Raw genomic sequence first — 12,503 nt, 5'->3', positions numbered from 1 at the left:
GCGGCAGTAACCTCCTTGTCGACTGCATCTGGACCTCAGTACAACGGAATAACGACAGGTTGTTTGTTGTCATTGACCGTGGCCATCAGCTTGCCGCTGCTGAAACCGCCGGCGGGCGGCAAGGCGAAGCGCATCTGCGAACCGGACAGTACGTATCCCATCAGGCCGGGATTCAGGCTGCGGCCTTGCAGCGTCACTTTCGAAATACGGGCATGCACTGCGCCTTGATTTCGCACCTCCAGCCCGCGTTCGCTGCTTTGCGGCTGTAGACGATAGCTGAGCCGGGGTTGGCTGGCGGTCGCGTAATCGCGCGGTTTTTCGCTGTCCTGCTTGGTCCAAATGCCCTTGCCGCTGACGAACAGCGGCACCGAGTAGCGCATCTGGAATTTCAGCCCCATCTCCGCACCGGAGGGGGAAGCATCCGACGATTTTTCTTGCACCGGCACTTCATCAACTAAAACGCGGTAAGCGCGCTCTTGTCCCGCCGCCGGGGCCGACTGTTTGATAAGACGTATTAACTGGCGTTTACCCGGTGCGATCGACGCCACCGGCGGGCTGGCAATCACGTCACTTTGGTTGCTGTAATCGTCTTTGCCCGCGATTTGCTTCCAACCCAACACGCGAATTTGCATATACACCGGTTTGCTGTCGCGATTTTCCAGCCACAGCGCGGTGGCCTGCTGTTGATCTTCAATCACCGGATCGATAGGCCAAATGAGAATGGAAGCCGCGGCCAGGGCGTGCTGCTGGCTTGCCAGGAGCACGACTGCCGTTAATGGCAGGCGGAAGGGTATACGCATAACTCAATCCTTATTGCAAAAAAACTTAATAAGTCACCGTCAATAAGACGCTATCGCTGTAAACGCCCCTGGTGGGCAGGGTACTGCTTGAGAACAGACGGGCGTAAACCTTAATTTCTTGCGTGCTGCCGGTGGCGGCGACGGTCTGCGTCGCGCCGCCGTTGGCGCCATCGCCCCAAAGGGTGGCGTAGTTGCTGTCTTGATAAAGTTGATACAGCAGCGTTTCCGACGTGACGGCATTTTGTAATTTTCTGCCTCCGGCGATGGATCCGGTCACGTGATTGCCGACGCCGAGGGCCAGCGTAACGCTCAGCCCCGGGTTGCAGCGAAACAGCACCGAACCGGCGCCACTGCCGGAGACGATGCTGACTGGGTTGGCAAGCGAGGACAATGTGCCGAAGTTCAGGGTGCCAAAGGTGGTCACGTCACTGACGCCGCCGCCCAATACACAACCTTTTACTACAGTTGCATTGACGGTGAACGGTTGGCTTTTGGACATGTCGTTGACGCCGCTATCGCTTTGGGCCGGGGAAAGCGGCAGGCAAAGCAGCAAACTACAGAGTAAAACGCGCATCGTCATTACCAATAGACCGTAACCTGTACCGTATCGGTATAACTGCCTGTCGGGGGTGTGGACTGCGCCGGGATCATGCCATAGACCGGCAGCCAGTTGTCCGAACCGTTAGCGGTTTGTGACACGCCCGTCAGATTATCCCAAATAGTGCTGTGGGCGGCGTTGGTGTACAGGTTGTAATTCACCCGTTGGCCAGCCGCGCTTTGCAGGTAGCGGGCAGCGGTATTGCCGCTTTGCCCGCCGTCAAGCAGAACGCTGTAGCTGGTGCCGTTGGTGCATTTCACCCGAATGGCACCGGCGTTTTGCTGCCCGGCGACGCTGGTTGCGGTGCTGAGAAAATACAGCGTACCGAAATTCAGCGTGCCGAAACTTACGTTGCCGCCCGAACTGCTGCCGGCCTCACAGGTGCTGACCAAGAGTACACTGACGCCAATAGTCGCCGTTTTACTGTCGGCCTGCACCAATAGGCTACAGGCCCACAATCCGCAGCAACAAAGTGCGCACCGCACCGTTACCAAGTGACCGTCATCGTGACGGTGTCATTATAAGTGTCCGCTGCTGGTGTCGAACCAGCTGCCGGCACGCGGCCATAGACAACCAAAGGAACGGCGGCACCGGTGCCGGTGCCGGTCAGCGCGTTGGCGCCGCTGCCCCAGGCGGTGGTACGTGCGACATCCTGGTACAGGTTATAACTGATGAATGCGCCTGCCGTGCTGGCCATGCGGCGTTGGGTGCCTGAAGTGACGTTGAGCCCGTTGTCCAGCGCCACCGTGTAGTCTGTGCCGGTGGTACAGGTCAATGACAGCGTACCGGCCCCCCCTGCGCCGGTGGCGCTGGCGTCGATGATGTTGTTCAGTGAAGAGTAAGTGCCGAAACTGATGGCGCCAAAGTCGTTGATGGAACCACTGCTGTCACCTCCGCCCACGACGCAACCTGCACCAATAGTCAATGTTACACCCAATGAACCTTGAATGACGCCAGCGCTAGCCGCACCGTGCACACACAGCATGACGACCGTAACGAGTGCGATAAATATCTTTTCCATAAGAAATCCTATTTAAATAGTGGGAAAATCCCTAATTAATCCGACACACAGGGAGTCCCCACGGTGCCATATATCAAAAACAGCACTTCAACCAGAAATGAACTGGCACTGATAATCGTAGTCAATTCGATTTCGGTCACGCATAGAATAAAAAGAAAAATCCTATTTTCTCTCAAGTCGGTGCTCTATCCACCGCCGTTACAACAAACAGGGAGCATCGCGACATCATAAAACTCACCGCCGAAAAAAATTCGTATGGCGACGGCACCAGCCTCAGGGCCTGTATTCCACCATGCCTGCAGTATGTATTTTGTCGCTTACGCCCTGTGCGATGGCTGGCTATTCGTGAACTGTACGCCCGCGAATACCTTAAGGGTGATGACGGGAAATATTTCGTTCAACAGACGTCATTGAAATACTGTCTGCATTGCGCTCAGCGCCCCTCTTCCTCCGTTGTTAAAAAGGGACAACGGCTCTGAATTTACGGGAAACATGCCGGGTGTGCTTACAAAATCGACATGACTAACTGTGCATTGTATCTAATCCTAGGGGCAGGTCACTATTACGAATGTATATTCCATCATATAACCACGTCATTACCCCACTCTACCAAACACATTTAATAAGGCATCACTTGAGAGCCCTTCTGGTTCCCCTTCACTTCTTTCAGCTCAATGAAATATGTTTTACTTGACTCACGCTTTGATACGTTCACAACTTCAAAATCAGCATACGGCGAGAATACTCTCTCTCCCTCTCCACGAGGGATATATCGAGCATTATTTATAATAGAGCTAAATCCTCTGATTGTAAAAAAAGCCTTCCACTTCGCCCCATTAGAAACCATGAACTCCTCTGCGGCTTCCTTTTTTGAAGATACCGATAAGATACTGGCAGAATGAATGCATTGGCCAGTACCCATCAAAGATGCATACTTCTCCGCCGCACTCCGTGATAAATCCTGGCCACGATATGAAACACTATATTCTCCACTTTGATTATACAAAGTGTATTTTATATCATTAATTTTATCTTTATTGTAGTAACCTGCGCCATGGTACTTTATCTCGTCAAGCTCAATTTTTGCTCCGCGAGAAAAACTATCATCTCCATGCGTTATTTTTATCTCACTAATAACCCCCTCACTCAGAACATAAAAATCAGATTTTCCTTCCCTCATGGCCGAGTTTATTGCTTTAAAACCATGATTAGATGAATAAACATCCATAAACGCACGTATATACTCATATTTTTTCCCCGCAACTTTTTTCGAAGGTAATTGACTCAACGGCAAGTCCTGTGGCCTTTTCCCACTATAACTCGCCCCCGTAGAAGCAGAAGCAGTTGGTAGCACACCTGACATGGGAAGCCCTCTAAATATAGAATACAACTCATTCACCACCTCATTCACCTCCTCATTCGCATCTTTAGAGCTTACGACACCCACCTCATAGCATATGTCTTCAAGCTCATAGAATATATCATCCTTTAACTTCCCAGTCAGTTCCTTACCCTGAATGGCTTGCATCACTTTTCTGACTTCTTGCTCAAGACGTCCCCCACCACGCTCACCAAGATTATGTTTACTGGAGAATAACCTGATTGAAGAAAATGCGTCACCATCACTCTTCAGCGCTTCTTTCTCGCTCAGATTGAGTGTATTTACCCCTGAAACAGAAGCGCGCGACATTTCATCGGTGAGAACACCAACATCATCAGCAGGCTTTGCTTTATTTTTTTTCGAATACTCTTGTTCCATAAACCCTACCTCTTTTGCTTTAATAAATCATAATAAGTAAACATCTCCTTGCTGTGTGATCGTTATAATCCAAACAAGCCATGAGATGTCCCGTCCCCAGTCAGAGCCTCGGACCAGGCAGCCGTACTGAGTTTTTTCAAACAAATCATCAACTCCTGGGGGCCGGGGAAGGTAGAACAATATTGATAAATCGAGCATAAATACCACAACACTAGTGCACATCAATAACCTGTTATTTCTCTATAGATACTAGCCCTGGTTGATTGGAGCAAAGCAGATAAAAAATACCAAATAATCAGGTAAAGCAAGACCATCGCAGTATTAAACACCTAACATGGCCTATGCACTGGCATACATCATTTCGCTCCGCTAAAGCGATGACTTTATGAATTAAATTGCACAAACACTTAAAACAACAGATAAAAATAATGAGCCCCCCCGCGGTGCGACTCAGACATTCAATGCCTAGCCCGTGTCAGGCATCAATTTTGGCTGGTATGAAGGACTGGATAAAAGTGAAGCGCCCAAGGACAGGGTCGCTAACGCTTTTGATTTAAAACCTATTTTGAAACCGTTATGTTCTATCATAGCCTTCCTCATATCGTCATAAACTTTCATCATAAGCATCACAGCATTAGCATGACTCATCATATTAGCTGATTACATACCCCCTCCTTTACACAGACTTAGCCACTTGATTGATATTAATTTGGCCAAAAGCACCCCAAGCTAAAAAATCCCCATGAAATAATGGATTATGGCCATAGACTCCGGGGAAGGAATTATCCGTAAGTGAGCGTTTAATTCCCCCCCCAACATATCAAAACCTATCCCTACCAACAAACCATATCGCACAGACATAAAAAAGAGGATTACTCTTACTGCAATACTGCGAGATTTTATAATCCTCATACAGTCACCAAGCACAAATTCAGAAGAAATGACTCAATTAGAATTCTCAGCCACTATTGTGGCTGAGAATTACATAACTACTTTATCCACAACGAAAAAATCTCACTTTATTACTTCACACACGAGAATATCAGCAACATTCAAAAAACTCTTCTTTGTATCGTCAGGATTTGCCATAGGATTCCCATGAATTTGAAGTTCAAGACCACGCTTCACTTCACTAGAAGTGTTAAACGTGAATTTAACCTCGAACCACTCATTTTTTTTCTTTTCACCCGGAAGCTCTTTAACCCATAGAGGCTGAGGGTCATCGTGGTAATTCAAGGATATCTTCCCTCCAAGTTCGCCGCATACATTCAATGAAATGTCGTATGTCTTACCGCTTTTAATGTTAATAGGCTGCCGAATAGTCTCTGTGCTACCCACCCTGCAATATGGCTTCTTCACATCCATCTCGCCAACAACTTCGCTCAAGGCACCAAAAGTACGTGAAAAAGCCCAGCCAGAGACTTTGTTATCTTTGGTTTTAGTGAAATCGCCATTCTCAATCAAATTTTCACTCATTATATAACCTCACGTGTGTTTTTAACATTATATACCTACCAGACACCTGGCATTATTGAGTGTAGTTGAGCAACTATCTTTAGCAAGTTTTTCAATGTAAAATCACTATACTCAGAGCATGATTAACAACTGCGCACACTTGTTAAAGTCAATACACAGCAGACACCTTACTGTCAGTAAATTACGTATTAAGCATATACTGTCAGAGCGAGCGTTTATTTATTGCACCCAGGGAAGAAGGGGGCCTGTTTTTACTGTACACATGCCTTATAACGCCGGTGTACAGTCACAACAATAATGCTAGCCACAGAAAAACCCATGACCATGTAAATACAGCAAACGTTCGCTTTGCTCTCGCCTCACGACGTTGTCGACTGATACACTGTGAAAAGTTATCGGTTTGTCTTATATGTGAGCCGGTGGTCGGTTTAGACTGGAATACGTAATATCCTCATACACATCATTGTTCCTTCCTATATTTTTAACATAACCGCCCTAAACACCCTCATTTTTATCATGATGTTTATCGGTTCGTTTTACTTCGCGTTTATACATACCGACCTCCATTCTCGCACGCTATAACACCGCGACACATGAGTGATAAATAAAAGTGGCAACATTGGCTTTGCAAAAATAACCATTCACAGCCCCCACACGCTTACACTTCCATATTTACGGGAATAATGTGAGACAAGATATCAATAAACATTAACGTGAATACATGTCACCGACAATTCTTAGGTGATGGCCCGTTTTTGGCATAAGGATGCTCTAGCTTCACACCAGTGCCGAATATTCCATTTCTCGGCTAATTCTAAGCTCGCCAGCCAATAATGGGCGGCATCCTCAAAACACGCTTCTCTCTCCAGCAATGCCGCTTGCTCCATCAATACGAGCAAGCGACTCCGAGGACGATTAGCATACATCACGCTTTTTCTCATTATTCTCTCCTGACAAAGTACCCCACTCCACCTCAACTTGCTCCAAAGACAACGATAACAATGAGGGAGCTCGTGGTGACAATATCATCACGCCTTTCCCCCTCCGACATCTCTGAGCCGGCCGTACTGACGCGTCGACACAAAACGCTGCATCAACTCCTGTAAGCTGGACGCATTCAGTTTCCTGAGAGCCTTACGCTGCAATGCATACAATGTCTTATTGCTACAGCCTCGTCGTTGAGATTGCAGATGAATAGGTATTTCCTTCAACGAATTCGACAACACTTCACGCTCAGCGGAAGATAGCCTCAATGCTGGCATGCGTGGCAACACCTCATCATCCCCCTCCTGCGTCAATAACCCTTGTGATAACACCACACGGCGTAGCCATGCCACTGGACTGTGTGCACACACAATGCGAACCGGAAGGCGTATTCCACAACAAACCAGCGCTCGCCTAACAACCACATTGACCTCAAAGGGTGAGAGCACAATCAGGCGCGAAAAACCCGTAGCAGTCAACCTGTTATCATCAAAATACAGCAACTGTTGCAAGGCCTGGGCTGGTTTGAACGGCAAACGTAAAATCAGACACCGCTCTACCGAAAAACTACCTGAAAATACCTCCTCCACCCGCTCATAATCTCTAACATCTACTTTACAAGACGGATCAAGCATCAGCATATGCAGCAACCCCTGCCTTCCATATTGACAGGGATCCACAACAGTGACACCCACTTCTCGGTTCACATGACGGTAAGCCATGCTGACTTTTGTTCCTACAATAGGCTCACTGCGCATGCCGTGGGTCATTACATCACCTACCTGCGTTCGCCTTGTTTCCAACGGCCTTGTATTCCTCATGAATGTATCTTCGTCTGGACCGTGCACACACTTTCCATACACGTTCTCAAGATTGTCCTTACTTGCACCTTTGCCGTTCATATCGTTCTCACTCCTCTGACATCACACTGTTAGGACGCTGCAAAAACCAGCGGCGTAACCGTTGCTGTTCCTGTTCGCGGACTTTGCGCGCAGCAAGTTCAGCAGCCCCCTCCTCAGCACAACGTCTTCTGCGAGAACGTCGCCTATCAACAATATCCATCGGCGGCAACGCCAAGATGCGCACAGCACCTCGCCGCGGCCGCAAAAACGAGATTTGCGTTTCAAAACGAGAGAAGTAACGCAACACTGCCCGCGCACGGTTCGTATCAACCTTAAATGCTTGGTGCACTGCTTTCGTCGTCAGATCGTTCCCCGTACACCACCCCCAATGCGCTGCCATCAGATATAACGGTAATGCAGGCAGATGTGACAGGCACTCTGGCCGATAAAAGTTCTCTCGTTCACGCTGGCCATAATCCTTACCAATGACGTCCCCAACTTTTTTTCGTTGACTAACCATTCGTCCTCCACACTGACATTCTTGTCAATACACACAGCGTATTACGAACCTAATGAACATAAATCTACAATGGAATAGCAGGCTCTCTCAGACAACGACACATCGACACTCAGCAAAGTAAAATACTGATTAATCACTTGCTGATGAATTCAAAGGGGGACAAATGACATCCTAAATAAAATAACAAACAGCACAATGGCCACTACAGAAACAATAATACAAGCCTGATTCATATATCACCCAATATAAAAATCGCTCTTCCCCCAAACTCACAATGAGGTTCCCACTCACTAAAAACACCATGGCGCACTCACTCAGCATGGTATTATTCGTGGCTTTCAAATATATGTGAGAATTGTGAGTTTACGAGGATCTAACGTGCGTTGTTTCCCGTACAATCCAATCGGTCTTGATCAATAGTCATACTCTGACAAAAAATACACTATGCCTGTGTTGTCTTCTTGTTAGCCACCTTCGCTGTTATTGCATACACCGCAGACTGCACACTCGTTACTCCCACCATCAACGTAGCCTTCAGGCCGACACCAGCCTGGCCAGCGACATAATATGCCTCGTAAGTCCCATCGCGCTTATCCGTCCAGCTCACGTCCTGCGATAGGGCGTGTGGCACTTCGACCTTCAGTACCGATGCCAGGCCAGTCTCCGCGTTACCCTGCGCATTTTTCACCGTCACCGTCACCGTCATCTTATCGCCGGCAACATAGCTAGGTGCGTTCAATGTAATACTCGAAAGCGCCGTCTTGATATCGATAACCCTTGCATCAAAGGTTTCAATCGGCACGGGCTTCTCTCCATCGTTCAACAAGAATGGCACGGTGACGGAATATAACAGTGATAATCGAGGGCGGTTTCCCAAGGCTTGCCAAAACGTTCCTAAACTGGTCAAGTTTTCCTGCGGGGGGATCACTCGAGCATAGGCTCCCTCAATCCCTTCCAAGACACGATGGTTCAACAAGGCCTGCAGCGTCTTGGTGATGGTCTGTATCGCCTGGTTATTGGGGGCACTATCCGGGCCTTTACTGTCTTTTCCCGGTGATTGAGTTTCCCAATACGTAATCAGGTAGTTACAATTTAAATTAACCCAGCTCGCATGTGAGGCGTCTGGTACCGTTCTCAAAGAAGGGTACCGACTTTGTCGCAATTCCAAATCTTCATGTACATCATACAAAAATACACTTACCGTTGGTGCCGGCTGAACACTGTTCATTTCTGGCAGGTCAAACCGAATATCAATAGCCTTGTTAAAATACGTCTCCAACACCGTTTTTAGCGCGGTATTTACTTTCACAATAGTATCTTCAGACATTGTCACCTCATGCATGATAAAAACATTCAGAGCGGTAAGCGCCCCAGCTTGGCAAGCTCTCGATTAATCGCCTGTTCAATATGATACAACTGTATGGCTTCAGCGCCGGCATCAACGGCCAACACCGTAGCCAACAACGCCACATTACGGATATTGGCGCCCGTCAGTTCACTCCTGGCCGCCAGAGAGGCGATGTCGACCTCCTCAGCAATGCTCAGTGTTGATGGCCATATTGACCGCCACATCTCTTCCCTCAAGGCGAGGTCCGGATACGTAAAGCGCGTAATGAAGGTGAATCGTCGATTAAACGCACTGTCGAGATGACTGCGGTTATTGGTGGCCAGAATAACTAAGCCGGGATAGGTTTCCAGCCGTTGAAGCAAATAGGACACCTCAATATTGGCATGCCGGTCACGCGCATCTTTGGTCTCACTTCGCTTGCCAAACAAGGCATCGGCTTCGTCAAAAAATAATACGCCACTGTCAGCCTGAGCCAGGTCGAAAATACGCGACAGGTTTTTCTCGGTTTCCCCAATGAATTTATCCACCACATTGGGCAAGTCCACCTTAATCAAATCGACCCCCAGATGTTGGGCGATAACTTCAGCCGCCAGGGTTTTCCCCGTGCCGGATTCGCCATAGAACAACACGCTGACACCGGTTTCAGCCCCAGCCTTACGCTGAAAATGCGCATTGATAATGGTCTCCTTCAACCGAATGGTCGACAGGATTTCCCCAAGTTGCCCTTTCAACTCCGGAGACACCACTAAATCCTCAAAGGTGCGACGAGGCGTGATGCGCTGTGCCAACTTACCGAAGTTCATCCGCGAGCGATAAGATAATGCCGAGCGCAAATCCGCCATGACAAGTTCGGGCGAATCTTTTATCGCACGATAATAATCCGCCTCGCTGAGTAACCGCGAGGCATCCGCGGGACAAAAATGATAACGCTGGGCGAGCGTCCGTACCGCTTGCTCTTCTTCATCGTCGAAAAGGACCGGCCACGCGGCTTGTAATCCCTTCACTTTCTCCTCCAGAGACGGGGATGGCATAACTAAATAGACGTAGGGCAACGCTCTGAACCCGGGTACTTCAGCAGGGGTTTCCGGCAAAATAAAAAGCGGCAAACAAACCTGCGGCAACAACTTCTCCAAGGTTCGGATAACGCTGCTCCTGCCTGTCTCGGGTTCACTGAAACTCCCCAAAATCAACACGGCATTATCCAATAGGGTGTCACGCACAATGTCCGTGGTTATCTGCTTTTGTTTTTCAACAGACAACTCATGCATATCGCTGACATCAAAGCACGATACCGTACGCGCTTCTGCAGCCAATATGTTGGCCAGAGCGTGCTCCCGGCCATCTCGCTGATTGCCTTCAATCACAACGACCGGCGCTGGGATCTCGAGAAAAGCGGGGGCTGCGCGGGACAACGCCGACGCCAGTTCTGGGGGGCTCCAGGCCACATTGTCGCGCTCTACCCGACGATAGAATGCGTAGCGTTGACTGGAGAGCGTTCCATTGCCACAAAAAAACTGCCAGACCGACTCATGGACGACATAAGACTGCGCCATCGCACTGCCTTTTCCAGCTTGAGTTTCAGATAACAGAGCGAACTGAAACAACGGGGATGCCGGATGCAAGGCGGCCTGCAGCAGGCGATACTTTATTTGCGAACCGGAAAACAATCGGACCAAGACGGCCCGACTGACTCCGTCTTGTAATCCACCATAAGGCAATTGACTGTAATCATCACTCAAACGCGGCAACAAGGCCGCCAACAGCACCCCCTGTTCTAACGGGGTTAGGTCAAAAACCGACGAGAGAAACTGCAAGCGGTGACTCAATTCATCATCCTGGTCAGGCAGATAAATCCCGATGTCCTCTACATCAAAATAAGGCGGATGCGGATCGCTCAAGTAACCGTCGATATGTTCAACAGGCACAAAGAGAGGCTGCATCGGCTCGGGCGGCTCACCGACACGCAGCAAATAATCCCGCTGAAAAAGCAAGGCAATGCGCCCAATATGATAACTGAAGCCCTCATGTTCGTGGATGCCGCGCTCCGCAGAAAACGGCAAGGAGTCAAATGCGAATGTCATGGGGATATCCTGAGTGGTATATGGCGCCCCACCCTCGCCTGCAAAGGGGGCAGTATAAGGAAAATGATTATTTTAGCTGTGGCCGTCCATGCGGTCACCCTAGTGATATCTGAGACGAAGTATCATTTCGCCCTGAGATATTCAACTCAGACAGAGACACAGAGATAATAATTCATGTACATGCTGGAGATATAATAAAAAACCGTCAATCATTTATTAATCCACTTTCATTAGCACCCAGAAAATAAACGGTATCATTACAACAACGACAAGAAAAGTCGCAATTGATATAATGATTTCATAAATCATATTTGTCGTCCTCACCGCTAGATTTTTGCCCATATTGAATAAACAGCCCAAAAACAGAAACAACATCATCGAGAAAGCACTTAGGATTGCCTGCATGAAACATACCATGAGGTGTACTGCTCACTTCTGCTCACAAGCCTTTTTTGCATCTTCCCAAGTCATCGTTCTATCTCCCATGTTAGTGAACCATTTCTTCAACTGGAATCTGTATACAATCGCTTGTGACCCGCCTTCCTTTGGACCCGCTGTAATGATTACCTCCTCACCAGCGCCTTGCCCAGTAAAGGTGACCACCCCGTCTTTTACCGTCACCCAGGCTGATGAAGACCCCCATCTATAATCGCTGGCTTTAGCATTATCGAGCACCAGGGTAAATTCCGCCCCCTTAAATCCCGTGGTCGGAAAACCAGCATTAGGGGCAAACACATAGCCATTAACACTAACCCCGGTCAGAGAAGCGGGGACGAAGATGCTGATTTCCGGACCATCAACCGGAGCCCCCTGCAACTCAGGGTGCAACTTACCTGTCGGCGTTATCGTCAGACGCACCTGATATCCCGCATAGCTCGCATCAGGCTTCCAATCCAGCTCCTTCGCATCTGCAGATTGTGGCGCCTTCCAGTCACCGGAAGTCTCTTCCCTGTACATCCACTGGTAAGTGGATGCATCATCACCCGTACCGTTGGCGACAAAGGTATAACTCACTCCCAGGGACTTGCCGGCCTCAACCGTCGTCGATTTCGCCTTCACGCCCTTCACTGTTGG

The 12,503-nt window shown here is 48.7% G+C and carries 11 protein-coding genes and 1 pseudogene; all 12 read right to left on the bottom strand.

Going from position 1 to position 12,503, the window contains the following annotated elements; all coding sequences use genetic code 11:
* Window positions 1-35: 35 nt before the first annotated feature.
* Window positions 36-800 (bottom strand): molecular chaperone, encoded by a 765-nt coding sequence (locus GT753_RS24865; RefSeq protein ID WP_160126085.1) that lies wholly within the window; start codon window positions 798-800, stop codon window positions 36-38.
* 25 nt (window positions 801-825) lie between these two features.
* The gene (locus GT753_RS24860; protein ID WP_160126084.1) at window positions 826-1,380 is read right to left on the bottom strand and encodes a spore coat U domain-containing protein; all 555 of its coding nucleotides are present in this window, start codon (window positions 1,378-1,380) and stop codon (window positions 826-828) included.
* Entirely contained in the window at window positions 1,380-1,883 is a 504-nt protein-coding gene (locus tag GT753_RS24855; protein WP_160126097.1) for a spore coat U domain-containing protein, read from the bottom strand. Before GT753_RS24855 ends, GT753_RS24860 begins: the two co-directional genes overlap by 1 nt.
* 2 nt (window positions 1,884-1,885) lie before the next feature.
* Window positions 1,886-2,419 (bottom strand): spore coat U domain-containing protein, encoded by a 534-nt coding sequence (locus GT753_RS24850; RefSeq protein ID WP_160126083.1) that lies wholly within the window; start codon window positions 2,417-2,419, stop codon window positions 1,886-1,888.
* A 619-nt stretch (window positions 2,420-3,038) separates the two neighbouring features.
* On the bottom strand, window positions 3,039-4,178 hold the full coding sequence (locus tag GT753_RS24845) for a hypothetical protein (RefSeq protein WP_160126082.1): 1,140 nt from the start codon (window positions 4,176-4,178) through the stop codon (window positions 3,039-3,041).
* Window positions 4,179-5,192: 1,014 nt separating this feature from the next.
* The gene (locus tag GT753_RS24840; RefSeq protein ID WP_160126081.1) at window positions 5,193-5,654 is read right to left on the bottom strand and encodes a carbohydrate binding domain-containing protein; all 462 of its coding nucleotides are present in this window, start codon (window positions 5,652-5,654) and stop codon (window positions 5,193-5,195) included.
* 737 nt (window positions 5,655-6,391) lie between these two features.
* Window positions 6,392-6,595: an ANR family transcriptional regulator gene (locus tag GT753_RS24835; protein WP_139806293.1), complete on the bottom strand. Its 204-nt coding sequence runs from the start codon at window positions 6,593-6,595 to the stop codon at window positions 6,392-6,394.
* 87 nt (window positions 6,596-6,682) lie between these two features.
* Window positions 6,683-7,540 carry a hypothetical protein gene (locus GT753_RS24830; protein WP_160126080.1) on the bottom strand — a complete coding sequence of 286 codons (858 nt, stop codon included), beginning with the start codon at window positions 7,538-7,540 and terminating at the stop codon, window positions 6,683-6,685.
* 7 nt (window positions 7,541-7,547) lie between these two features.
* Window positions 7,548-8,000: a hypothetical protein gene (locus GT753_RS24825; protein WP_160126079.1), complete on the bottom strand. Its 453-nt coding sequence runs from the start codon at window positions 7,998-8,000 to the stop codon at window positions 7,548-7,550.
* Window positions 8,001-8,442: 442 nt separating this feature from the next.
* Window positions 8,443-9,327, bottom strand: coding sequence for a DUF4255 domain-containing protein (locus tag GT753_RS24820; RefSeq protein ID WP_060560271.1), 885 nt, complete (start codon window positions 9,325-9,327; stop codon window positions 8,443-8,445).
* Between the two features lie 26 nt (window positions 9,328-9,353).
* Window positions 9,354-11,429: an ATP-binding protein gene (locus GT753_RS24815; protein ID WP_160126078.1), complete on the bottom strand. Its 2,076-nt coding sequence runs from the start codon at window positions 11,427-11,429 to the stop codon at window positions 9,354-9,356.
* Window positions 11,430-11,858: 429 nt separating this feature from the next.
* Window positions 11,859-12,503 (bottom strand): annotated as a pseudogene (locus GT753_RS24810) (hypothetical protein); the annotation flags it as partial.

Origin of the sequence: Serratia sp. Z4 (assembly GCF_009900725.1) — a bacterium.
GTDB classification, from domain to species: Bacteria; Pseudomonadota; Gammaproteobacteria; order Enterobacterales; family Enterobacteriaceae; genus Serratia; species Serratia nematodiphila.
Note: the sequence above shows the minus strand (reverse complement) of the source record. Positions and strands in the feature narration are given on the sequence as shown.